The sequence below is a fragment of the Paludisphaera soli genome, assembly GCF_011064595.1.
GTDB lineage: Bacteria > Planctomycetota > Planctomycetia > Isosphaerales > Isosphaeraceae > Paludisphaera > Paludisphaera soli.
The window spans coordinates 184,163-206,358 of the sequence record NZ_JAALJI010000006.1; the positions used below are offsets into that span (position 1 = coordinate 184,163).

General features: G+C 71.1%; 24 protein-coding genes. 23 read left to right on the forward strand and 1 reads right to left on the reverse strand.

The window, feature by feature from the left end; translation table 11 throughout:
- Positions 1-29: 29 nt before the first annotated feature.
- A complete protein-coding gene (ggt, locus tag G6O68_RS10400; protein WP_165247359.1) occupies positions 30-1,754 on the forward strand; it encodes a gamma-glutamyltransferase in 1,725 nt (574 codons plus the stop codon).
- 159 nt (positions 1,755-1,913) lie between these two features.
- On the forward strand, positions 1,914-4,739 hold the full coding sequence (locus G6O68_RS10405; protein ID WP_165247361.1) for a cation-translocating P-type ATPase: 2,826 nt from the start codon (positions 1,914-1,916) through the stop codon (positions 4,737-4,739).
- Between the two features lie 30 nt (positions 4,740-4,769).
- Here the strand turns inward: G6O68_RS10405 and G6O68_RS10410 are convergent, their stop codons facing one another.
- Positions 4,770-5,156: a DUF1801 domain-containing protein gene (locus tag G6O68_RS10410; RefSeq protein ID WP_165247363.1), complete on the reverse strand. Its 387-nt coding sequence runs from the start codon at positions 5,154-5,156 to the stop codon at positions 4,770-4,772.
- Positions 5,157-5,355: 199 nt separating this feature from the next.
- On the opposite strand from G6O68_RS10410, the gene G6O68_RS10415 reads away from it, so the two are divergent.
- The 21 genes from G6O68_RS10415 to rpsH all read left to right on the forward strand — a co-directional run bounded on the left by G6O68_RS10415 (position 5,356) and on the right by rpsH (position 22,192).
- The gene (locus G6O68_RS10415) at positions 5,356-7,668 is read left to right on the forward strand and encodes a PSD1 and planctomycete cytochrome C domain-containing protein (protein ID WP_165247365.1); all 2,313 of its coding nucleotides are present in this window, start codon (positions 5,356-5,358) and stop codon (positions 7,666-7,668) included.
- Between the two features lie 20 nt (positions 7,669-7,688).
- Entirely contained in the window at positions 7,689-9,110 is a 1,422-nt protein-coding gene (locus tag G6O68_RS10420) for a DUF1501 domain-containing protein (protein ID WP_165247367.1), read from the forward strand.
- A gap of 134 nt (positions 9,111-9,244) precedes the next feature.
- Positions 9,245-10,057: a peptidoglycan-binding domain-containing protein gene (locus G6O68_RS10425; protein WP_165247369.1), complete on the forward strand. Its 813-nt coding sequence runs from the start codon at positions 9,245-9,247 to the stop codon at positions 10,055-10,057.
- Positions 10,058-10,174: 117 nt separating this feature from the next.
- Positions 10,175-12,058: an asparagine synthase (glutamine-hydrolyzing) gene (asnB, locus tag G6O68_RS10430; protein WP_165247371.1), complete on the forward strand. Its 1,884-nt coding sequence runs from the start codon at positions 10,175-10,177 to the stop codon at positions 12,056-12,058.
- 12 nt (positions 12,059-12,070) lie between these two features.
- Positions 12,071-12,814 carry a metallophosphoesterase family protein gene (locus G6O68_RS10435; RefSeq protein WP_165247373.1) on the forward strand — a complete coding sequence of 248 codons (744 nt, stop codon included), beginning with the start codon at positions 12,071-12,073 and terminating at the stop codon, positions 12,812-12,814.
- Between the two features lie 833 nt (positions 12,815-13,647).
- Positions 13,648-13,980 (forward strand): 30S ribosomal protein S10, encoded by a 333-nt coding sequence (gene rpsJ, locus G6O68_RS10440; protein WP_165247375.1) that lies wholly within the window; start codon positions 13,648-13,650, stop codon positions 13,978-13,980.
- 316 nt (positions 13,981-14,296) lie between these two features.
- On the forward strand, positions 14,297-14,929 hold the full coding sequence (gene rplC, locus G6O68_RS10445) for a 50S ribosomal protein L3 (protein WP_165247377.1): 633 nt from the start codon (positions 14,297-14,299) through the stop codon (positions 14,927-14,929).
- A 40-nt stretch (positions 14,930-14,969) separates the two neighbouring features.
- Entirely contained in the window at positions 14,970-15,698 is a 729-nt protein-coding gene (gene rplD / locus G6O68_RS10450) for a 50S ribosomal protein L4 (protein WP_165247379.1), read from the forward strand.
- 4 nt (positions 15,699-15,702) lie between these two features.
- Positions 15,703-16,029 (forward strand): 50S ribosomal protein L23, encoded by a 327-nt coding sequence (rplW, locus tag G6O68_RS10455; RefSeq protein WP_165247381.1) that lies wholly within the window; start codon positions 15,703-15,705, stop codon positions 16,027-16,029.
- Between the two features lie 119 nt (positions 16,030-16,148).
- Entirely contained in the window at positions 16,149-17,006 is an 858-nt protein-coding gene (gene rplB, locus G6O68_RS10460) for a 50S ribosomal protein L2 (protein ID WP_165247383.1), read from the forward strand.
- Between the two features lie 93 nt (positions 17,007-17,099).
- Positions 17,100-17,381, forward strand: a complete 282-nt coding sequence (gene rpsS / locus G6O68_RS10465; protein ID WP_165247385.1) for a 30S ribosomal protein S19 — start codon at positions 17,100-17,102, stop codon at positions 17,379-17,381.
- A gap of 106 nt (positions 17,382-17,487) precedes the next feature.
- Positions 17,488-17,853, forward strand: a complete 366-nt coding sequence (rplV, locus tag G6O68_RS10470; protein ID WP_165247387.1) for a 50S ribosomal protein L22 — start codon at positions 17,488-17,490, stop codon at positions 17,851-17,853.
- Positions 17,854-17,948: 95 nt separating this feature from the next.
- Positions 17,949-18,650: a 30S ribosomal protein S3 gene (gene rpsC / locus G6O68_RS10475; RefSeq protein ID WP_165247389.1), complete on the forward strand. Its 702-nt coding sequence runs from the start codon at positions 17,949-17,951 to the stop codon at positions 18,648-18,650.
- The gene (gene rplP, locus G6O68_RS10480) at positions 18,589-19,008 is read left to right on the forward strand and encodes a 50S ribosomal protein L16 (RefSeq protein WP_165247391.1); all 420 of its coding nucleotides are present in this window, start codon (positions 18,589-18,591) and stop codon (positions 19,006-19,008) included. Before rpsC ends, rplP begins: the two co-directional genes overlap by 62 nt.
- A gap of 110 nt (positions 19,009-19,118) precedes the next feature.
- Entirely contained in the window at positions 19,119-19,340 is a 222-nt protein-coding gene (rpmC, locus tag G6O68_RS10485; protein ID WP_165247393.1) for a 50S ribosomal protein L29, read from the forward strand.
- A gap of 76 nt (positions 19,341-19,416) precedes the next feature.
- Positions 19,417-19,770 carry a 30S ribosomal protein S17 gene (gene rpsQ, locus G6O68_RS10490; protein WP_165247395.1) on the forward strand — a complete coding sequence of 118 codons (354 nt, stop codon included), beginning with the start codon at positions 19,417-19,419 and terminating at the stop codon, positions 19,768-19,770.
- Positions 19,771-19,813: 43 nt separating this feature from the next.
- Positions 19,814-20,194 carry a 50S ribosomal protein L14 gene (gene rplN / locus G6O68_RS10495; RefSeq protein WP_165247397.1) on the forward strand — a complete coding sequence of 127 codons (381 nt, stop codon included), beginning with the start codon at positions 19,814-19,816 and terminating at the stop codon, positions 20,192-20,194.
- Positions 20,195-20,277: 83 nt separating this feature from the next.
- Positions 20,278-20,661: a 50S ribosomal protein L24 gene (gene rplX, locus G6O68_RS10500; RefSeq protein ID WP_165247399.1), complete on the forward strand. Its 384-nt coding sequence runs from the start codon at positions 20,278-20,280 to the stop codon at positions 20,659-20,661.
- Positions 20,662-20,738: 77 nt separating this feature from the next.
- The gene (gene rplE, locus G6O68_RS10505; RefSeq protein WP_165247401.1) at positions 20,739-21,311 is read left to right on the forward strand and encodes a 50S ribosomal protein L5; all 573 of its coding nucleotides are present in this window, start codon (positions 20,739-20,741) and stop codon (positions 21,309-21,311) included.
- Between the two features lie 97 nt (positions 21,312-21,408).
- Positions 21,409-21,594, forward strand: coding sequence for a type Z 30S ribosomal protein S14 (locus G6O68_RS10510; RefSeq protein WP_068409443.1), 186 nt, complete (start codon positions 21,409-21,411; stop codon positions 21,592-21,594).
- A gap of 202 nt (positions 21,595-21,796) precedes the next feature.
- A complete protein-coding gene (gene rpsH, locus G6O68_RS10515; protein WP_165247403.1) occupies positions 21,797-22,192 on the forward strand; it encodes a 30S ribosomal protein S8 in 396 nt (131 codons plus the stop codon).
- The last annotated feature ends 4 nt before the right edge of the window (positions 22,193-22,196 follow it).

The window sequence follows — 22,196 nt, forward strand, 5'->3', positions numbered from 1 at the left end:
CCGCCGCCGTTCCCGAGGAGTCGCCGCGCATGCCGACCGCCCACCCCCGCAGGACGTTCCTGGGATCCGCCGTCGCCGGGCTCGCCTGGCTGGGCTCGGGGGGCCTGAAGGCCGCCTCGGGGCACGACCGGCCGTCGGGGCCGGGGTCGAAGACCCGGTCGACGGTTGTCGCCCGCCGGGGCATGGCCGCGACGAGCCAGCCGCTGGCGACGGCGGCGGCGATCCGCGTCCTCCAGGACGGCGGCAACGCGGTCGACGCGGCGATCGCGGCCAACGCCGTGCTCGGCATGGTCGAGCCGATGTCCTGCGGGATCGGCGGCGACCTCTTCGCCATCGTCTGGGACGCGAAGGGGAAGAAGCTCCACGGCCTCAACGCCAGCGGCCGGTCGCCGGGCAAGGCCGACCTCGAAGCCCTCCGCGCGAAGGGGCTGGAAGTCATCCCCGACCTCGGCCCCCTGAGCTGGTCGGTCCCCGGCTGCGTCGACGGCTGGGACGAGCTGCGGCGGAAGTTCGGGACCCGCCCCTGGGCCGACCTGCTCGCCCCCGCCCTGCACTACGCCGAGGAAGGCTTCCCCGTCAGCGAGATCATCGCCGCCGACTGGCGGGCCTCGCGAGTCGGCCTGGCGCGGGTGCCGACCTCGGCCGCCTGCTACCTCCCCGACGGCCGCGCGCCGGGCGTCGGCGAGACGTTCCGCAACCCCGGCCTGGCGCGGTCGCTCCGGGCGATCGCCGAGGGGGGCCGCGACGCCTACTACAAGGGGCCGATCGCCGAGGCGATCGTCGCCTACTCCGACTCGGCCGGCGGCCTCTTCGCGGCCTCGGACTTCGCCGAGCACGCGTCGACCTGGGTGGACCCGGTCTCGACGAACTACCGCGGATACGACGTCTGGGAGCTGCCCCCCAACGGCCAGGGGATCGCCGTCCTCCAGATGCTCAACCTGCTGGAAGGCTACGACCTCAAGGCCCTGGGACCGAACTCCTCCCAGGCGCTCCACCTGATGATCGAGGCCAAGAAGCTCGCGTATGAGGACCGGGCGCGGTACTACGCCGATCCCGAGAAGTCCGACGTGCCCACCCGCGAGCTGATCTCGAAGGAGTACGCCGACCGCCGCCGCAAGCTGATCGACCCCGACCGCGCCAGCGACCGGCCGACCCCCGGCGAGCCCCGCCACGGCGACACGATCTACATGACGGTCGTCGACGGCTCGTTCAACGCCGTGAGCCTGATCCAGAGCAACTACCACGGCTTCGGCTCCGGCCACGTCCCCGGCGACCTCGGCTTCGCCCTCCAAAACCGGGGCTGCTCGTTCGCCCTCGACCCGAATCACGCCAACCGGCTGGAGCCCCGCAAGCGGCCCTTCCACACGATCATCCCGGCCTTCATCACCAAGGACGGCGCGCCCTGGCTGAGCTTCGGCCTGATGGGGGGCGACATGCAGGCCCAGGGCCACGCGCAGATGGTCTTCAACATGGTCGACTTCGGCATGGACGTGCAGGAGGCCGGCGACGCCCCGCGGTTCCGCCACCTGGGCTCGTCGGACCCCAACGGGACCCCGGCGCAGGCCGGCGGCGCGACGGCCCTGGAGTCCGGGATCGGCGCCGACGTCCGCCGCGAGCTGGAGGCGAAGGGGCACCGCCTGGTCGAGTCGCGCGGGGGCTTCGGCGGCTACCAGGCGATCCGCATCGACGTCGACCGCGGCGTCCTCCTCGGCGGCTCGGACCCCCGCAAGGACGGCGGCGCCATCGGCTACTGAGCGGCCGGTGGAGGCGGGGGGCTCGCGCTCGCGGTATAGTTGGGGGGTCGGCCCCGGCCGGGTGGCCCCGGCGCGCGGGCGGTTCGCGATCGACGGTCAGCCGCCAGGGACGCCTCGCGGGAGTCCGCAAGCCCGCGCGGCCGTGAAGGATCAAGCTTGATGAATGCGTCGACGGTTCACCCCGACACCAGCGGGTCGTACAAGCAATCGGCGGCCGAGGTGGTCGCCGCGCTCGGGACGGACGAGCGGCTCGGCCTCAGCCGGCAGGAGGCCCGCGAGCGGCTGGAGAGCTACGGCCGCAACGAGCTGACGGCGGAGGAGCCGGAGCCGGGCTGGCGGAAGTTCCTGGCCCAGTTCGGCGACGTCCTGGTGATCCTGCTGCTGATCGCCACCGCGATCTCGGCCGCGCTCTGGCTCTACGAGCGCGACACCGCCCTGCCCTACGAGGCGCTGGCGATCTTCGGCGTGGTGCTGCTCAACGCCGTGATCGGCTACGTCCAGGAGTCGCGGGCCGAGGCGGCGGTGGCCGCGCTGCGGGCGATGACCGCCGACGAGGCGGCCGTGGTCCGCGAAGGCCGACGGCACATGATCCCGGCCGGGGAGCTGGTCCCCGGCGACCTCGTGCTGATCGAGGAGGGGGATACGATCCCCGCCGACGGCCGCCTGGTCCGGTCCACGTCGTTGCAGATGGCCGAGGCGGCGCTCACGGGCGAGAGCCTGCCGGTCTCGAAGGACGTGGACCCGATCGCCGAGGACGCGGAGCTGGGCGACCGCCGCAACATGGTCTACAGCGGCACGTCGGCGACCTACGGCCGGGGCGCGGCGGTGATCACGGCGACCGGCATGGCGACCGAGATGGGCCGGATCGCCGAGATGCTCCAGTCGGCCCCGACCGAGCTGACGCCGCTCCAGGTCGAGCTGGCCCGCGTCGGCAGGATGCTGGGGGCGATCGTCGTCGTCATCGCCGTGGTGATGATCGCGACCATCCTGCTGGTGGAGGAGGTCCGCGGGATCTCGGCGTTCTTCGACGTCCTGATCCTGGGCGTGGCGCTGGCGGTCGCGGCCGTGCCCGAGGGGCTGCCGGCCGTGGTGACGGCCGTGCTGGCGCTGGGGGTCCAGCGGATGGCCGCGCGGAAGGCCATCGTGCGGCGGCTGTCGGCCGTCGAGACGCTGGGCTCGGCCACCGTGGTCGCCTCGGACAAGACCGGCACGCTCACCCGCAACGAGATGACCGTCCGGGTCGTCGCCGTCGCGAGCGGCCGGGCCGACTTCGGCGGCACCGGCTACGACCCCGAGGGGGCGATCGACTTCCGCGGGGAAGGGCCCGACGACGGGGCGCTCCGCGAGGAGGTCCGCCACGCGCTCTCGGTCGCCGCCCGGGCCAACAACGCCGTGGTGCAGGAGCGCGAGGGCCGTTGGACCGTGCAAGGCGACCCGACCGAAGGCGCGCTCGTGGTCGCCGCCCGCAAGGCCGGGCTGGCGGACGAGGCGCTGGAGGCCCGGTACGACCGCGTCGGCGAGGTGCCGTTCTCGTCCGAGCGCAAGCTGATGTCGACCGTCCACACCGACGCCGAGCGGCTGGAGCGCATCCTCGTCTTCACGAAGGGCGCCCCCGACGTCCTGATCGCCCGGTGCACGCACGAGCTGGTCGGCGAGGGCAAGCGGCCCCTGGCCGACGACCGCCGGGCGGAGCTGCTCCGCTCCAACGAGGAACTCGCCGGCAAGGCCCTGAGGGTGCTGGGCGTGGCCTCGCGCGAGCTGCCCGCCGACGCCCCCGAGCGCGAGTCGGTGGACGAGGGGGTGGAGCGCGAGCTGGTATTCCTCGGCCTCATCGGCATGATCGACCCCCCCCGAGGCGAGGCTCGCCAGGCCGTGGAGCGGGCCCGAGGGGCGGGCATCCGGCCGATCATGATCACCGGCGACCACCCCATCACCGCGTCGGTGATCGCGACCGAGCTGGGCATCTCGGCCGACGGCCGGGTGACGACCGGCGCGACGCTCCAGCAGCTCTCGGACGAGGAGCTGGCGGCGACGGTCCGCGAGGTCTCGGTCTACGCCCGCGTGAACCCCGAGCACAAGCTCCGGATCGTCAGGGCCTTGCAGGCCGACGGCGAGACCGTGGCGATGACCGGCGACGGCGTCAACGACGCCCCGGCGCTGAAGGCCGCGGACATCGGCGTCGCCATGGGGATCGCCGGCACCGACGTCTCCAAGGAAGCGGCCGACGTGATCCTGACCGACGACAACTTCGCCACGATCATCTCGGCGGTCGAGGAAGGCCGGGCGATCTTCGAGAACATCCGCAAGTTCCTCCGCTACCTGATCTCGTCGAACATCGGCGAGGTCTTCACCATGTTCTTCGGCGTCCTGCTGGCCAAGGCGATCGGCCTGGAGGCCGAAGAGGGGAGCGGCGTGATCCTGCCCTTGCTGGCGACCCAGCTCCTCTGGATCAACCTCGTCACCGACGGCGCGCCCGCCCTGGCCCTGGGCGTGGACCCGGCCGACCCCGGCGTGATGGACCGGCCCCCGCGCCCGTCCGGCGAGGGGGTCATCACCCGTCGGATGTGGATCGGCATCGTGCTCATCGGCGCCGTCATGGCGGTCGGCACCCTGCTGGTGCTCGACGGCTGCCTCCCCGGCGGCCTGATCGAAGGCTCGGGGAGCCTGCGGTACGCCCAGACGATGGCCTTCACCACGCTGATGATGTTCCAGCTCGTCAACGTCTTCAACGCCCGCTCGGACGACGAGTCCGCGTTCCACGGCCTCTTCCGCAACCCCTGGCTGTGGGGCGCCGTCGGCCTCTCGCTGCTGCTCCACGTGGCGGTGATCTACGCGCCGTTCCTCCAGGTCGCGTTCTCCACCACGGCCCTGAGCCTCAACGACTGGCTCGTCTGCGCCGCCGTGGCCAGCTCCGTCCTCTGGCTCTGCGAGCTGGGCAAGGTCGTCGTCCGCGGCCTCCGTCGGCGCGACGCGGCGGGCTCATGAACGGGACGGACGCCGCGGGGGGCGTCCTCCTCAGACGTGGACGATCCATCGTCGGATCAGGTCCGTGAAGTCGCGCGCCCTCGCCTCCACCTCGCCCGCATCGCGGAATACGACGGAGGCCCGATCCCGGCCCAGCCAATCGAGGAGCGGGCTCTCCAGCACGAGGCCGGGACCGGGCCTGGCCTTCGCCCCCAGGTGCAAGATCAGTCGGACGCCGGCCCGCTCGCGCAGGTGGAACGTCGCGAACCACTCGGTCGTGCGGAAACTCGGCGCGTTCCATTTGACCCCCTCGGAGATCGCCGGATCGGCCCCAAGGATGAGCTGTCGGAGAGCGAGGAGCTCGGGCTTGGATGGATGTTCGAGCGACGCGAGATACGTCTCGACGTCACCGGGGTTGGGGGACTTTTTCGCGGGCATGAGTCGCCTCGGATGCGGCCTCGTTTCTGGGTCGTGCTTGGCGGGGGAATGATACATCGGGTGGTCGATCCGGGAGAGTCGGTTCTTGGCGCGTCCCTGGTCCCGCCTTGTTGAATTTTCGTTGCACCGATCGTCGTCGGCCCGTAAGGTTCAGGGACCTGCGACGGGCTCCCTCCCTCCGGCCGGCGGTGCGATCGACATGCGACGGACGACGCGACATCTCGGAGTGATCGCCGCGACGGCGGCCTGGCTGCTGGTCGCGGCCTGGGGCGGCGTCGGGCTCGGTGACGAGCCGGGCGACGACGAGGCCGGGGCGTTCTTCGAGCGCTCGGTCCGCCCCGTCCTGATCGAGCGCTGCGCCTCCTGCCACGGCGGGCCGGCGAAGTCGAAGGCGGGGGCGGACGGCCGGAAGGTCAAGGTCCGGGGCGGGCTCGACCTGACCTCGCGTGCGGCGATCCTCGAAGGGGGCGACAGCGGGCCGGCGATCCTGCCGGGGAACGTCGAGGACAGCCTCCTCGTCCGCGCGGTCCGCTACCACGACGAGCCCCGGATGCCCCCCGACCGCCGGCTCGACGACGCCGACATCCAGGCACTCAGCCGATGGATCGAGCAAGGCGCCCCCTGGCCCGGCTCGGCCGAGGGCGAGGCCCCCGAGACCGAAACGGCCGCCCCCGACCCGTCCGGCGGCCTCGATATCGAGGCCGGCCGCGCGCACTGGTCGTTCCGCCCGCTGGCCGACCCGCCGGTCCCCGAGGTCCGCGACCGCGACTGGCCGGCCTCGCCGATCGACCGCTTCGTGCTGGCGAAGCTGGAGGAAGCCGGCCGGACGCCTGGGCCCCCGGCGAGCCGCCGGGCCTTCGTCCGACGCGTCTCGTTCGACCTGACCGGCCTGCCGCCCACCCCCGAGGAGGTCGAAGCCTTCGAGGCCGACCCCGCGCCGGAGGCCGAGGCCGTCGCCCGGCTGGTCGATCGCCTGCTCGCCTCGCCGCGATACGGCGAGCGCTGGGGGCGGATCTGGCTGGACCTCGTCCGCTACGCCGACACCGCCGGGGAGACCGCCGACTACCCCGTGCCCGAGGCCTACCGCTACCGCGACTACGTGATCGACGCGTTCAACGCCGACCTCCCCTACGACCGCTTCCTCGCCGAGCAGGTCGCCGGCGACCTGCTGGCGGCCGACGGGCGCGCCCGGGAGTCCCTGATCGCCACCGGGTTCCTGGCCGTCTCGCGGCGGTTCGGCTTCGACCCCCAGAACTACCACCACCTGACGATCGAGGACACGATCGACGCGCTGGGCAAGTCGGTCCTGGGCCTGACCGTCGCCTGCGCCCGCTGCCACGACCACAAGTTCGACCCGATCCGCCAGGCCGACTACTACGCCCTCTACGGCGTCTTCGCCAGCACCCGCTACCCGTTCCCCGGCGGCGAGGAGACCAAGCGGCCCCGCGACTTCGTCCCCCTCCCGCCGACCCCCGGCGCGGCCCCGGGGACGGCCGAGCTGGCCTACGCCGTGGCCGAGTCGCCCGAGCCGGCCGACGCCCGGATCCAGCGCCGGGGCGATCCCACGAATCTGGGAGCGGCGGTCCCTCGCGGCTTCCCGGCGGTCCTCGTCGCCGCCGGGACGCCGTCCGTCGCCGCCGGCAGCGGCCGTCGCGAGCTGGCGGCCTGGCTGACCGATCGCGACAATCCCCTGACCTACCGCGTGCTGGTCAACCGGGTCTGGCAGCACCACTTCGGCCGGGGGATCGTCGCCTCGGCCAGCAACTTCGGCGTCAAGGGGAGCCCCCCGTCGCACCCCGAGCTGCTCGACTGGCTGGCGCTTCGGTTCCTCGACGACGGCCTCTCGATCAAGGCCCTGCACCGCCGCATCCTGCTCTCGGCCGCCTACCGGACGGCCTCGGGGACGCCCGACGAGGCCGACCCGGAGAACGTCCGGCTCGCCCGGTTCAACCGCCGCCGGCTCGACGCGGAGGAGATCCGCGACGCCCTCCTCTCCGTCTCGGGGACCCTCGACCCGAGCCGAGGCGGGCCGCATCCGTTCCCGCCGGTCGACCAGTGGGGCTACACCCAGCACGCGCCTTTCCTGGCGGCCTACCCGAGCGACCGTCGGAGCGTCTACCTGATGACCCAGCGGCTCCGGCGGCACCCGTTCCTGGGCCTCTTCGACGGGGCCGACCCGAACTCCAGCACCGAGGCCCGGGGCGCGACGACGGTCCCCACCCAGTCCCTCTTCTTCCTGAACGACCCGGTCGTCCACCGGGCCGCCGAGGCCCTCGCCGACCGCCTGCTCGCCGAGGCCGCCGACCCGGCCGCGCGGGTCGACCGGGCCTTCCGGCTCGCCCTGGGGAGGCCGGCCTCGGCCGCCGAGGTCGACCGGATGCGCGAGCACCTCGAAGCCTGCCGGGCCGACCTGGCCGGCGACGGCGAGCCCGCCGAGACGCTCGACCGCCGCGCCTGGGCGAGCCTGGCCCGGGTCCTGTTCGGGACCAACGAATTCGTCTACGTCGATTGACGAGGAAGCGAGCGCGGGCCATGGCCGATCGACCGACGGACGTCTCCCGGCGCACCCTGATCCGCTCGGCCGCCGGGCTGGGCTGCGGCTCGCTCTGGCTCTCCGGGATCCTCGCCGACCTGTGCGCCTCTGAGAATGGAACGGCGGCCCCCGCCGACCCCCTGGCCCCGCGCGAGCCCCACCACCCGGCCCGGGCGAAGCGGGTCATCATGCTGTACATGACCGGCGGCGTCTCCCACGTCGACTCGTTCGACCCCAAGCCCCGGCTGTTCGCCGACCACGGCAAGACCATCGCCATCGACGAGTGGCAGGGCAAGCGCGGGAAGTACACGCGCCACCTGAAGCGGCCGGACTGGACCTTCGCGCGGCACGGGGAGAGCGGGATCGAAGTCAGCTCCTTGTTCCCGGAGGTGGCCGGCTGCGTGGACGACCTCTGCGTGATCCGGTCGATGAAGTCGGACCACACGAACCACTACGAGGCCACGCTCCAGGCCCACACCGGGTCGATCACGTTCGCCCGGCCGAGCGTCGGCGCGTGGGTGAGCTACGGCCTGGGGACGTTCAACCGGAACCTGCCGTCGTTCGTGGTGATCGCCCCCCATTCGCCCTACGCGGGCGAGCAGGCCTGGGGCTCGGACTTCCTCCCCGGCTGCCACCAGGGGACGCGGGTCACGCCCGGCCCCGAGCCGATCGCCGACCTCCACCGCCGGCTCCGCTCGGCCTCGGTCCAGGAGCGGGAGATCGCCCGCATCCAGGCCCTGAACGGCGACCACCTGGCCGCCCGCGCCGGCGACCCCGCGCTGGCCGCCCGGATCCGCTCGTACGAGACGGCCTTCGGCATGCAGCACGAGGCCCCCGAGGCGTTCGACCTCTCGCGGGAGACCGACGCCACGCTCCGGCTCTACGGCCTGGAGCGCGGGTCGACCGAGGGCTTCGCCTGGCAGTGCCTGGTGGCGCGTCGGCTCTCGGAGCGGGGCGTCCGGTTCATCGAGCTGGTGGACACCGGGGCCTCGAACAACTGGGACGCCCACGGCGACATGCAGACCCACGCCCCGCTCGCCCGCAACGTCGACCGGCCGATCGCCGGCCTGCTCCGCGACCTCAAGTCGCGCGGGCTGCTCGACGAGACCCTCGTGGTCTGGACCACCGAGTTCGGCCGCACCCCGTACCACGAGTCGGCCGACGCCAAGGGCCGCGAGCACCACCACTGGGCCTTCTCCACCTGGCTGGCCGGCGGCGGCGTCAAGGCGGGCCACGTCCACGGCGCGACCGACGACCACGGCATCCACGTCGCCGAGGACGGCGTCCACGTCCACGACCTCCACGCCACCATCCTCCACCTCCTCGGCCTCGACCACACCCGCCTCACCTACCGCCACGCCGGCCGCGACTTCCGCCTGACCGACGTCAAGGGGAACGTCGTCCATGACCTGATTGCGTGATTTTGATTCACGCCAGATCCGGTCACGTCGACTCGCGGCCGGAGTAGATCAAGGCAGCCGAAGGCCGGCGCCTTTCGCTCGCTTCGCTCCACGTCGACACCGGGCGCCGCGCGAGGCCGGAGGGCGGTCGGATCATGAACAAGAGCGAGCTGCGCGCCCATGCGCGGGCCGTCGGGCTCCCGGATTTCAACCTGGCCGTCGCGCCGACGATCGAGAAGGGCTCGACCGGCCCCCACGTCGCCCTGCTGCACCGGCTGCTGCGGGCGGTGGTGCCCGACGTGGAGTCGACCTACGAGTACGACGACCTCGTCGGCTCGACGTTCAAGACGGCCACCAAGACGACCGTCCGGACGTTCCAGTCGTGGAACTACCTGCTGGCCGACGGCGTGGTCGGCTACAAGACCTGGATGGCCCTGACCGGGCTCGAGAAGTTCGCCATGGCCTTCGACCCGCCGTCCGGGGCCTCGCACACCCAGACCAACAAGCGGCGCTGCTGGGCCGCCGCCACGGCCACCCTCAAGGGCCTCCCGACCGAGATCCAGCACACCCCCGCCAGCACCTACTACCTGGACACGCTCGGCGGGCTGTTGAACGACGACCCCACCCAGGCCTGGGCGAACAACTCGAAGAACTTCGCCAGGGACAACAAGCTGCACGTGCTCACCAGCGGGGCCTCGCTCTACCTGCTGATCGGGATCATGTACCTGTACGGCCGGGTGATGCTCAACGCCAAGAACCTCCACGACAACAACACCCACTACTTCGTCCTCTACGGCGCCCGGGGCGACGGCTCGGACAAGGGGACGACGATGGCGATCTGGGACCCCTACCCGGACTCGAACAACAAGGGTGCCGTCATGTGCCGATCCTTCCACTGGCTGAAGCAGCAGTACAAGGACTTGACCTACCGGGTCTTCTACTCCCTCCTGGGCGACGGCAAGAAGTGACCCGACCCGCCGGCGTCCGATGATCCGGCGTCGACGTCTTCCCGGACCCCGAACCTTTGCGTTACTGTGAACCGGCCGCGGAATGGACCGCGGCGGGGCGAAGGGGCCGAGACGCGAATGTGTGGGATCGCCGGATTCGTGAACGGCGGCGGGCGCGAGGCCGACCGGGCCGTCATCGAGGCCATGACCGCCTCGCTCGCCCATCGCGGCCCGGACGGCGACGGCGTCCACGTCGCCGGGCCCGTGGCGCTGGGGCATCGCCGGCTCTCGATCATCGACGTCGAAGGGGGCGCCCAGCCGCTCGCCAACGAGGACGACTCCCTCTGGATCGTCTACAACGGCGAGTTGTACAACGAGCCCGACCTGAAGCCGGCCCTCGAAGCCAAGGGCCACCGCTACCGCACCCGCTGCGACACCGAGACCCTCGTCCACCTCTACGAGGAGGAGGGCGACGCCTTCGTCGAGCGGCTCAACGGCATGTTCGCCCTGGCGATCTGGGACGGCTCCCGCCGCCGCCTGGTCCTGGCCCGCGACCGGATGGGCCAGAAGCCCCTCTACTACGCCGAGCTACCCGGCGGCGGCCTGGCCTTCGGCTCCGAGCCCAAGGCCCTGCTCAAGCACCCGGAGGTCCCCCGCGACCTCGACCCCGACGGCCTGGCCCGCTACCTCTTCTACGAGTACGTCCCCGCGCCTTACTCCATCTGGCGAGGCGTCCGCAAGCTCCCTCGCGGGCACGTCCTGACCTGGGAGGACGGACAGGTCCGGGTCTCCCGGTTCTTCCCCCCGTCGGCCGACCCGCGCGACCCGAGCCCGCCGCCGTTCGAGGCGGCCGCCGAGCGATTCTGGGGCTCCTTCCGCGACGCCGTGGCCCGCCACCGCCGCTCCGACGTGCCGCTGGGCGTCTTCCTGTCGGGCGGGGTCGACTCGTCGAGCGTCGCCGCCGCGCTCTGCGAGGTCGAGCCCGCCGCCGGGGTCCACACGTTCTCCATCGGCTTCGAGGACCCCAGCTTCGACGAGTCCGCCCACGCCCGCGCCGTGGCCGCCTTCCTGAAGACCGACCACCACGAGCGGACCTTCTCCGTCGACCAGGTGATGGAGCTGCTGCCGCAGGTCGCGACCTGGCTCGACGAGCCCTTCGGCGACGCCTCGATCCTGCCGACCCACCTCCTGAGCCGGTTCGCCCGCGAACACGTCACGGTGGCCCTGGGGGGGGACGGGGCCGACGAGCTGATCGCCGGCTATCCGACCTTCGAGGCCGAACGCGCCGCGAGGCTCTACCGCGGGCTTCCCCGCCCCGCCCGCGCCCTGGCCGAGGCGGCCGTCGGCCGGCTGCCGGTGGACCACCGCAACTTCAGCTTCGACTTCAAGCTCAAGCAGTTCCTCCGGGGCGCCGCCGAGGCCCCCGCCCTGGCCCACCAGCGCTGGCTGGGCTCGTTCTCGGGCCCCGAGCTGGCCCGGCTGCTGGTCCGCCCGCCGCTCGACGTCGAGGCCGAGCACGCGGCCCTCGCCGCCCGGATCGCCGCCGAGACCCCCGGCGACCGGCTCGACCGCTCGCTGGAGCTGTACCAGGAGACGTACCTCCCCGAGGACATCCTGACCAAGGTCGACCGCGCGAGCATGGCCTGCGGCCTGGAAGTCCGCGCCCCGTTCCTGGACGCGGACCTGGTCGACGAGATCCGCTCCCTCCCCTCGTCGTACAAGTACGGCAAGGGGACGACCAAGCGGCTCCTCAAGCGGGCCGCCGCGAGCCGGCTGCCGGCCGAGATCCTCAAGCGCCCCAAGAAGGGCTTCGGCATCCCCGTCGCCCGCTGGCTGCGAGGCCCGCTGGCCCCCCTGCTCGACCGCCTCCTGTCCCCCGACCGCCTCCGCGCCCAGGGCCTCTTCCGCCCCGACGAGGTCGCCCGCCGCATCGCCGAACACCAGGCCGGCGCCCGCGACCACCGCAAGCCCCTCTGGACGCTCCTGATGTTCCAGCTCTGGTATGAACAGTGGCTTGAGTGAATAAGGATTAGGATGAGGATCCTCGTCGTCTCCGACCTCCACGCCAACGCCGCCGCGCTCGAAGCCCTCGACGAGCCCCACGACGTCTGCTTCTGCCTGGGGGACCTCGTCGACTACGGCCCCGAGCCGTCGGCCTGCGTCCGCTGGGCGATGGCCCACGCCGATCACGCCGTGCGCGGCAACCACGACCACGGCGCGGCGCAGGGGGTCCCCGTCACCGGCGACGTCGGCTTCCGCTACCTCACCCGCGTCACCCGGCCCGACGTGTGGGACTCCCTGGGGCCCGACGAGCGCAAGTACCTGCTCCAACTCCCCGTCACCCTCCGCGTCACCCTGGACGACGTCCGCTACCTTCTGGTCCACGCCACGCCCCGCGACCCCCTGGACGAGTACCTCCTCCGCGACGAGGCCGCCTGGGGCCGCCGGCTGGAGAACGTCGACGCCGACGTCGTCTGCGTGGGCCACACCCACATGCAGTTCAAGCTGAAGGTCGGCGACAAGACAGTGATCAACCCCGGCAGCCTCGGCCTCCCCCGCGACGGCGACCCCCGCGCCGCGTACGCCGTCATCGAGGACGGCCGGGTCGAGCTGAAGCGCGTCCCGTACCGAATCGAGGACGCCGTCGCCGCCATCCAGGCCGCCACCTGGCCCGACCGAGCCAAGGCCATGCTCGTCCACGTCGTCCGCAAGGGCCGGCTCCCCGCCCCGGCCGACCTCCTCGAAGAACCCGACGCCATCCCCGAGGCCGACGCCTGACCCCGACGGGCCGCCGGCGAATTGGCTTCGATCGCGCACCCCGGGAAACGAAGCCAATCGACGGATAATGTTTTGGAGTTTCGACTTAGGTGCGATGAAAGGGGTCTGGAAATTGGCTTCGTTCGGCGCGCTTTGCCTCATTTTCCACGACGGTCGCCAGCTCGGCGCCCGTCGAGGGGCTCGGATCGGGGTGCCACGGGTTCCGCGAACCCGTGGATCGGCGTCGGGCGGCTTCTGGGCTGTCGCCGACAGCCCCGGTCGGCCTCCGGTTCGTCGAACCCTTGACGCCAGGGGGGTTCCATCACAGCGAACCCCCTCCGGTCGATCGGGGGTCAGTCGGGCCTTTCGACAGTCCGGGACGGGTATCCGACGCGAGGTGATGTCGGATTGGGTTCGTTCGAGCCGGATCCAAATCGAAGCCGATCCCCGATGTCCCTGTCCTCAATGCAATTAAGATCGGTCTTCGGTACCAGACATTGGCTTCGTTCGGCGCGATTCGCGCTCTCACGTGCGTCGCAAGCGGCGGAGGGTCCGCCGGGACCGACCACGATTCCGACGGATTGCCAAGGAGCCCGGAAGGCGCACCGCCCCCTACCCGTTACCATGGGGCCGGAACGGCGATCGCGGATCGGACGGTCGGGTTTTCGGCGAAGGTCGGGGGCCGCGACCGTGGAGTTCCGGTGGCGCGGAAGATTCCGCGGGAAATCGCCGTGACGAATGGTTGACGGCCCCGAGAGGTGGCGTTACACTCTTACTTTCCTGCGTGATAGGCCATTAGGTGGGACGGGCCCACCTCGGGACGGCCGAGTTTCGGGCGGAAGGACGTGACTGCGGTGGCGGGTATCAGCAACGAGCGGATTCGGATCCGGATGGAAGCCTACGATCACACCATCCTGGATCAGTCGGCCAAGGACATCGTCGACACGGCGAAGCGGACCGAGGCGATCGTCCACGGGCCGATCCCGCTGCCGACGCGGATCGAACGGTACACGGTGCTCCGCAGCCCGCACATCGACAAGAAGTCGCGCGAGCAGTTCGAGATCCGGACGCACAAGCGGCTGATCGACATCGTGCAGCCGACGAACAAGACCATCGACGCCCTGAACAAGCTGAGCCTGCCCGCGGGCGTGGACATCAAGATCAAGGCGTCGAACTCCGGCGCCTGATCGCCGACGAACTGCAATCGAGTCAAACCCGCCCGAGACGCCGACCTCCCCGGTCGGCGAGACGGGCTGAAGGCTTCCTGGACCGCGTACGACTGGTACGTGCACGTCCGGACGCGTCGGACGCCTCAATCGGCCTCGGCCGAGAGACAGCCCCGGCGCCGGGATCGCCGAAAAGCCTGGCCGCGATCCTCCGTCTGAAGCCCGCCACCTCCCAGGTTGATTGGAACACGCCTCGCCGCGAGGCCCGCCGGGCGTCCCGGCCCCCCGGGGCTCGGCCGGCGGAAGCGCCGCCACCGGTTGTACACGGAGTTCGACGATGCGAGTGGGACTGCTGGGACGGAAGATCGGAATGACCCAGATCTTCCAGGAGGACGGCACCGCCGTCCCGATCACGGTTCTGGAGTGCGGGCCCTGCACCGTGCTGCAGGTCCGCACCGACGAAGTCGACGGCTACCACGCGGTCCAGCTCGGTTTCGACGACAAGAAGCGGAAGAACGCCACCCAGGCGGAGCGGGGCCACGCCAAGAAGGTGGACGCCGAGCCGAAGCGTTACGTCAAGGAGATCCGCCAGGCGGGCCCGGTCGACGTGACGGCGGGGACGACCCTGACGGTCGAGGCGTTCAGCGAGATCAAGAACGTGGACGTCACGGGCGTGAGCAAGGGCCGGGGCTTCTCGGGCGTCATGAAGCGTCACGGCTTCCGCGGCCTCCGGGCCACGCACGGCGTCAAGCGGATGCACCGCCACCCCGGCTCCTCGGGGCCGAGCGCCGACCCGTCGCGGACCCGCAAGGGCATCCGCAAGCCGGGCCAGCACGGCAACGCCCAGGTGACCGTGCGGAACCTCGAAATCGTCCGAGTGGACCCGACCAACAACCTCTTGCTGCTCCGCGGCGCCGTCCCCGGCCCCAACGGCGGCTACCTGACCGTCCGTCAGACCAACAAGGGCTGAGCCGGGTTCGCGCGGACCCTCGGAGATGGATACGACCGCCATGCTGACGATTCCTGTCTACAACCCCGACGGCGCCAAGGTGGGCGAGGAGTCGATCGACCCCGCCGACTTCGGCGGCTCGGTCAACAAGCAGCTCCTGCACGACGTCGTCCTGATGCACCTGGCCGCCCGCCGGGTGGGGACGGTCAACACCCGAGGCCGCGCCGACGTCGCCGGCTCGGGGAAGAAGCTGTTCCGCCAGAAGGGGACGGGCAACGCCCGCGCCGGCTCCAAGCGGACGAACAAGCGGAAGGGCGGCGGCATGGCCTTCGCCCGCCGCAACCGCGACTACCGCTACAGCCTGCCGAAGAAGGCCGTGCGGACGGCGATCCGGATGGCGATCCTGTCCAAGTTCCAGGACAACCAGGTCCTGGTGCTCGACGGCCTGAGCCTGGACAAGCCGCAGACCAAGGTCGTCGCCAAGGCCCTCAAGGCGATCCGCCGGCCCGACATCACCGAGGCCGAGTCCGCCGAGGTGGTGGGCGAGACCAAGGCCCAGGCCGCCCGCCGGACCCTGGACGGCCGCTCGATCCTGCTGGGCCTGCCGGCGGCCGACCCGGTCGTCTACCGCAGCGCCCGCAACATCGAGGGCGTGACGGTGGCCCCGGTGGCCGAGTTCAACACCTACGACGTGCTCAAGCAGCGATACCTGGTGCTGACGCGCGAGGCGCTCGCGGCCCTGGTCGAGCGCGTGAAGTCCCAGCCGGCGCGTCGCGCCGTGGAGGCCTGAGTCCATGGTTACGCTCCGCCGAGCCCCGGCCTACTCCCGCAAGGGACCGGCCCTCGACCCCCACCAGGTGGTCGTCCGCCCGCTGATCACCGAGAAGGCGACCCACCTCTCGGAGCGGCACAACGCCTACACGTTCGAGGTCAACCCGCTGGCGGGCAAGACCGAGATCAAGTCGGCCGTGGAGGCCCTGTTCAACGTCAAGGTCCGCGACGTCCGGACCCAGAACCGCAAGGGGAAGCTCCGCCGGGTCCGCCTCCAGCAGGGCCGCACCCGGAGCTGGAAGAAGGCGATCGTCGCCCTCCACGACGACTACCGGATCGACTTCTATTGACCTGACCCTGGCCGCGTGAGCAAGGGGCGCGGCGGGCCTGGCGTCCGCCCCCCGGAACCGAACACCGAGACGTGAAGGGACGGGCGCAGCCGGCGGGCCGCCCGCAGAGGGATCCAGCGATGGGCATTCGCTACTACAAGCCGACCAGTCCGGGCCGCCGCAACGCGTCGGTCAGCGACTTCTCGGAGCTGACCGACAAGAACAAGAAGCCGGAGAAGTCGCTCACCGAGCCGCTGAAGAAGACCGGCGGGCGGAACAACCAGGGCTTCATCACGGCCCGCCACCGCGGCGGCGGCCACAAGCGGATGTACCGGATCATCGACTTCCGGCGCAACGACCGCGACGGCCAGCCGGCGGAGGTGACGCACATCGAGTACGACCCCAACCGGTCGGCCCGGATCGCCCTGATCGTCTACCCCGACGGCAAGAAGCGGTACATCGTGGCGCCCGAGGGCCTGAAGGCCGGCATGACGGTCAACTCGGGCCCCGACGCCGAGCCCAAGGTGGGCAACTGCCTGCCGCTGAGCCGGATCCCGACCGGGATCTCGATCCACAACATCGAGATGCAGCCCGGCGGCGGGGCCAAGCTCTGCCGCTCGGCCGGCGTGTCGGCGACCCTGACCGCCCGCGAGGGGACCTGGGCCCAGATCACCCTGCCGTCGGGCGAGGTCCGGCGGATGCCGGCGGCCTGCCGGGCGACGATCGGCGTGGTCGGCAACTCCGACCACATGAACATCCGCCTGGGCAAGGCGGGGCGTTCGCGGTGGCTGGGGCGTCGGCCCCACGTCCGCGGCATGGCGATGAACCCGGTCGACCACCCGATGGGCGGCGGCGAGGGGCGGTCGAAGGGCCACACCCCGCAGTCGCCGACCGGCGTGCTGGCGAAGGGGGGCAAGACCCGCCGCCGCCGCAAGCCGTCGAACAAGTCGATCATCCGCCGCCGGACGAGCGTCCGCTACGGCCAGCTCAAGGTCTGAACCCCGAACTGATCCGGTCGCCGCCGCCGGTCCGGCCCGGGCCCGCGGCGGGGGCCCCGCCCGCTTCAACGCCTACCAAGGGAAGCTGCATTCATGGGACGTTCGCTCAAGAAAGGCCCGTACGTCGTCGAGCGGCTGCTGGAGAAGGCCGCCAAGGCCGACGCCACCGGCGCCCGCGAGCCGATCAAGACCTGGGCCCGGGCCTGCACCATCGTGCCCGAGTTCATCGGCAAGAACTTCGCGATCCACAACGGCAAGAACTTCATCAAGCTGTACGTCACCGAGGACATGGTCGGCCACAAGCTCGGCGAGTTCGCGCCGACGCGGACCTTCCGCAGCCACGGCGGCAAGTCCGCCAAGGGCGCCCGCAAGTGACCCGGCCCGGGCGGCCGGCCTCGGCCCCCCGCGACAGGACGAGACTGAGACGAGACGCACGGGGCCCCGCCCCCGGCCCCCGCGGACCTAACACGAGACCCCGGTCATGAGCACCATCGCCGAATACACGGCCAGCCACCGCTTCGCCCGCATCTCGGTGCGGAAGGTCCGGCCCCTGCTGGACCTGATCCGCGGCAAGTACGCGGACGACGCGCTCGACATCCTGAAGTACATGCCCCACCGCGGCGCCCGGATGGTCGAGCGGGTCCTGCGGAGCGCCATGGCGAACGCCGAGGATCGCGGCGTCCGCAACGCCGGCGACCTGGTGATCACCGACGCCCGGGGCGACGGCGGGCCGATGTTCAAGCGGCTGATGCCCCGGGCTCGGGGCATGGCCTACCTGATCCGCCGCCGCAGCAGCCACATCGCGATCGGGCTGGAGGATTTCAGCACCCGGGGCGACGAGGGCTGACGAGACACCCCCCGGCCGGGCGCCTTCGCCCGCCGAGGAATCGAGGACGAGAGGACGAAGAGATGCGCTATCCACAAGCCGGGGGACGCTGAGCGATGGGCCAGAAGGTTCGACCGACCGGGTTCCGCGTGGGCATCATGGAGGACTGGCGGAGCCGCTGGTACGCCTCCAAGCATGAGTTCGCGGACCTCTTGGTCGAGGATTTCAAGATCCGGAAGTTCATCAAGAACAAGTACGGATTCGCCGGCATCCCCAAGATCGAGATCGAGCGGACGCGAGACGCCGTGACGGTGCTGCTGTCGACGGCGCGGCCGGGGGTGGTGATCGGCCGCAAGGGGGCCGAGGTCGAGAAGCTCCAGGAGGAGCTGCAGAACCTCACCGGCCGGCGGATCGAGATCAAGATCGTCGAGGTGCCGCGCCCCGAGATCGACGCCCAGCTGATCAGCGAGGACATCGCCGAGCAGCTCCAGAAGCGTTCGAGCTTCCGGCGGACGATCAAGCGGGCGCTCGAGCAGACGATGGACGGCGGCGCCAAGGGCGTCAAGGTCCAGCTGTCGGGCCGCCTGGGCGGGGCCGAGATGTCGCGGACCGAGGCGGCGGCCAAGGGGTCGGTCCCCCTGAGCACGCTCCGGGCCAAGATCGACTACGGCTTCGCCGAGGCCAAGACGGCGCAGGGCCACATCGGCGTCAAGGTGTGGGTCAACCAGGGCGACTATTTGAAGATGGAGGCGACCGATGGCGCTGATGCCCAAGCGGGTCAAGTATCGAAAAAGCCAAAAAGGCCGCGTAAAAGGTAACGCCACCCGGGGCAACTACGTCTCGTTCGGGGAGTGGGGCCTGCAGACTCTGGAGCCCGGGCGGATCAGCGCCCAGACGATCGAGGCGGGCCGCGTGGTGGCCAGCCAGGCGGTCAAGGGGGGCGGCAAGCTCTACATCCGGATCTTCCCCCACAAGAGCGTGACCGCGATCCCGGCCGAGACCCGCATGGGCAAGGGCAAGGGCGAGGTCGAGTTCTGGGCCGCCGTGGTGAAGCCGGGGACGATCCTCTACGAGATCGGCGGGCTGTCCGAGGACGCCGCCCGGGCCGCGTTCAACCGCGTGGCCCACAAGATGCCGGTCGCCTGCCGCTTCGTCGCCCGCCGGCCGACGGTCTGACCGACCGATCGGGCGGGGGCCGGGATCGAAGCGAAGCGAGACGAGCGAAGCGAAGACGACGACCGGAGGCCCGCGAGCGGGCCGAGACGACCGGAAGGACGAAAGGACCCATGAGCAAGGCCTCCGAACTCCGCGAACACTCCGACGAGCAGCTCGAGCTGGGGCTGAAGGACGTGCAGAAGAACCTGTTCCGCCTGCGGCTCCAGAGCGAGACCGAGCGGCTCGAGGCCCCCAGCGAGATCATCAAGGCCAAGCGCGAGATCGCCCGGATCAAGACGATCCTCCGCCAGCGGCAGATCGAGCGCGAGAAGGCCGCCGGGGCCGCCTCCTGACAGTCCCCCCGCCGGGGGGCGTCGGAAGGCGACGCGACATCCACCAAAGCCTCAACCCGAAATCGAAGCACGCACGATGAGCCAACCCAGCCCCGCGAACGCAGACGCGACGCCCGCCCGCCGCCCCCGCAAGACGGAGGTGGGGGTGGTGGCCTCGGACAAGATGAACAAGACCCGCCGGGTCGTGGTCGACCGCCTCGTGCCCCACGACAAGTACGGCAAGCTGATGAAGCGGCGGACGGTCTGCCACACCCACGACGAGCTGAACGAGTCGCACGTCGGCGACCTGGTCGAGATCATGGAGACCCGGCCGCTGTCGAAGCTGAAGCGGTGGCGGCTGGTCCGGATCGTCCGCAAGGGGGCGCAGCAGGCGCTCGCCGGCGAGGGCGAGGCCGCGGCCCCGACCCCCACCCCCAAGCCGGCCGACTGACGGCCCCGCGACCCGAACCCGACCACCGAAAGGTCACCGACCCATGATCCAGATGCAGACCCGGCTCGACGTGGCCGACAACAGCGGCGCCAAGGAAGTGATGTGCATCAAGGTGCTCGGCGGCAGCGCGTCCCGCTACAAGCGGCGCACCGCCGGCATCGGCGACACCATCATCGCCAGCGTCAAGAAGGCCTCGCCCGGCAGCGACGTCAAGGCCGGCGACGTGGTCCGCTGCGTCATCGTCCGGACCCGCAACCAGGCCCGCCGCACCGACGGCAGCTACGTGAAGTTCGACCGCAACGCGGTCGTGCTGATCGACAACGACAAGAACCCCCGCGGCACGCGCATCTTCGGGGCCATCGCCCGCGAGCTCCGCGACCGCCAGTTCATGAAGATCATCAGCCTGGCCGCCGAGGTCGTCTGACCGACCGAGGCGCGGGCCCGGCCGACCGACCCCGACCCCCGACCCGACCCCGCGGCGCGTTTCCGCAAGCGAGCGAGTGAACCATGCATATCCGGAAAGACGACCAGGTCGAAGTGATCGCCGGCGACGACAAGGGGACCCCGTCGAGCCGCCGCATCGCCAAGGTGCTCCGGGCCGTCCCCTCGAAGAACAAAGTCGTCGTCGAGGGGGTCAACCGGGTCTACAAGCACATGAAGCCGAGCCAGAAGAACCCCCAGGGGGGCCGGCTCTCCAAGGAAATGCCCGTCGACGTCTCGAACGTCCTGCTGTACTGCCCGAAGTGCAACCGCGGCGTCCGCCAGGGCTCGCGGTTCACCTCCGAGGGCCTGAAGGAGCGCTTCTGCCGCAAGTGCGGCCAGGGGCTGGGGACGCTCGGGCCCAAGAAGAAGGCCCACGCCGAGGCCGCGTCGGCCCAGGCCGAACGCTGACGACCGCCGCCCCCCCCGAGGCCGGGCCCCGGGGGCGGAGACCGCAAGCCCGCCGCCGATAACGAAGGAAACCGGGAATGGCTCGCCTCCAAGAACAGTACAAGACCGAGATCAAGCAGGCGGTCGCCGCCAAGTTCAACCTCGACAACCCGATGGCGATCCCCAAGCTGTCCAAGATCGTCGTCAACATGGGCGTCGGCAAGGCGACCCAGGACAAGACCGTCCTGGACTCGGCCGCCGAGAGCCTGGGCCGGATCACCGGCCAGCGGCCGGCGATCACCAAGGCCAAGACCTCGGTGTCGGGCTTCCGGCTCCGCGAGGGGAACGACATCGGCTGCAAGGTGACCCTGCGGGGGTCGCGGATGTACGAGTTCCTCGACCGCCTGGTGTCGATCGCCCTGCCCCGTATCCGCGACTTCCGCGGCCTGAACCCCAACAGCTTCGACGGCCACGGCAACTACAGCCTGGGCCTGGCCGAGCAGGTCGTCTTCCCCGAGATCGACGCCGACCGCATCCAGCACACCCACGGCATGGACGTGACCATCGTCACGACGGCCACGAACGACGACCAGGCGCGGGAGCTGCTCCGCCTCCTGGGCGTGCCCTTCCGGGCCCCCGGCGCCGCAGGCGGCCGGCTGGGCGCCGGCTGATCCCGGACCGACGTTTTCCGCACCCCGAAACACCGCCCCGACGCGATATTGACCGGCCGCCGCGAGGCGTCCACCCCACGGTCCTGGAAGGTTGAGCATGTCGACCAAGGCCCAGAAGATCAAGTCCGAGACGCCCCGCAAGTTCGCCGTCCAGCACCGCAACCGGTGCCGGCTCTGCGGCCGCCCCCGAGCCTACTACCGCAAGTTCGGCATCTGCCGGATCTGCTTCCGGAACCTGGCCAGCCGCGGCCTGATCCCGGGCGTCAAGAAGGCGAGCTGGTAGCGCGCCGGGCCGGGCCGCCGGGCCCCCCGCCGCGACCCGCCGGCCCGACGCCGGCCGGGACCAACCCCAACCGTACACCGAACAGAACAGTCGCGTCCGTCCGAGTCGCCCCGCCGCGCCGACGCACCCCGACACGCGGAGCCGCCCCCGAGAGGCGCCCCCGGGGACGTTACCCGCGACGGTTCAGGAAGGCTTCCCCGCCATGATGACCGACCCGATCGCAGATATGCTGACCCGGATCCGCAACGCCGTCCGGATCGAGCGCACGTCCCTCGACATGCCCGCTTCCAACATGCGGCGGGGGATCGCCCAGGTCCTCAAGGACGAAGGCTACATCTGGGACTTCGAAGAGATCGAGACCGTCCCGGCCCGCACCCTCCGGCTCCACATGAAGTACGGCCCCAACGGCGAGCGGCTGATCACCAAGATCGACCGCGTCAGCAAGCCGGGGCGCCGGGTCTACCGGGGCTACAAGGACCTCAAGCCGGTCCTCGGCGGCATGGGCATCCAGATCCTCAGCACCCCCCGGGGGATCGTCAGCGACCGCCTCGCCCGCGACCAGAAGGTCGGCGGCGAGGTCCTGGCCATGATCTACTGACCGA

Coding starts and splice junctions, on each gene's coding strand:
- G6O68_RS10425 (WP_165247369.1), top strand. CDS start 9,245: ATGAACAAGAGCGAGCTGCGCGCCCATGCGCGGGCCGTCGGGCTCCCG.
- G6O68_RS10415 (WP_165247365.1), top strand. CDS start 5,356: ATGCGACGGACGACGCGACATCTCGGAGTGATCGCCGCGACGGCGGCC.
- rpsQ (WP_165247395.1), top strand. CDS start 19,417: ATGAGCCAACCCAGCCCCGCGAACGCAGACGCGACGCCCGCCCGCCGC.
- rplE (WP_165247401.1), top strand. CDS start 20,739: ATGGCTCGCCTCCAAGAACAGTACAAGACCGAGATCAAGCAGGCGGTC.
- asnB (WP_165247371.1), top strand. CDS start 10,175: ATGTGTGGGATCGCCGGATTCGTGAACGGCGGCGGGCGCGAGGCCGAC.
- G6O68_RS10420 (WP_165247367.1), top strand. CDS start 7,689: ATGGCCGATCGACCGACGGACGTCTCCCGGCGCACCCTGATCCGCTCG.
- rplP (WP_165247391.1), top strand. CDS start 18,589: ATGGCGCTGATGCCCAAGCGGGTCAAGTATCGAAAAAGCCAAAAAGGC.
- rpmC (WP_165247393.1), top strand. CDS start 19,119: ATGAGCAAGGCCTCCGAACTCCGCGAACACTCCGACGAGCAGCTCGAG.
- G6O68_RS10405 (WP_165247361.1), top strand. CDS start 1,914: ATGAATGCGTCGACGGTTCACCCCGACACCAGCGGGTCGTACAAGCAA.
- rplV (WP_165247387.1), top strand. CDS start 17,488: ATGAGCACCATCGCCGAATACACGGCCAGCCACCGCTTCGCCCGCATC.
- rplD (WP_165247379.1), top strand. CDS start 14,970: ATGCTGACGATTCCTGTCTACAACCCCGACGGCGCCAAGGTGGGCGAG.
- rplX (WP_165247399.1), top strand. CDS start 20,278: ATGCATATCCGGAAAGACGACCAGGTCGAAGTGATCGCCGGCGACGAC.
- rpsH (WP_165247403.1), top strand. CDS start 21,797: ATGATGACCGACCCGATCGCAGATATGCTGACCCGGATCCGCAACGCC.
- G6O68_RS10510 (WP_068409443.1), top strand. CDS start 21,409: ATGTCGACCAAGGCCCAGAAGATCAAGTCCGAGACGCCCCGCAAGTTC.
- rplW (WP_165247381.1), top strand. CDS start 15,703: ATGGTTACGCTCCGCCGAGCCCCGGCCTACTCCCGCAAGGGACCGGCC.
- rplC (WP_165247377.1), top strand. CDS start 14,297: ATGCGAGTGGGACTGCTGGGACGGAAGATCGGAATGACCCAGATCTTC.
- ggt (WP_165247359.1), top strand. CDS start 30: ATGCCGACCGCCCACCCCCGCAGGACGTTCCTGGGATCCGCCGTCGCC.
- rpsS (WP_165247385.1), top strand. CDS start 17,100: ATGGGACGTTCGCTCAAGAAAGGCCCGTACGTCGTCGAGCGGCTGCTG.
- G6O68_RS10410 (WP_165247363.1), bottom strand. CDS start 5,156: ATGCCCGCGAAAAAGTCCCCCAACCCCGGTGACGTCGAGACGTATCTC.
- G6O68_RS10435 (WP_165247373.1), top strand. CDS start 12,071: ATGAGGATCCTCGTCGTCTCCGACCTCCACGCCAACGCCGCCGCGCTC.
- rplB (WP_165247383.1), top strand. CDS start 16,149: ATGGGCATTCGCTACTACAAGCCGACCAGTCCGGGCCGCCGCAACGCG.
- rpsC (WP_165247389.1), top strand. CDS start 17,949: ATGGGCCAGAAGGTTCGACCGACCGGGTTCCGCGTGGGCATCATGGAG.
- rplN (WP_165247397.1), top strand. CDS start 19,814: ATGATCCAGATGCAGACCCGGCTCGACGTGGCCGACAACAGCGGCGCC.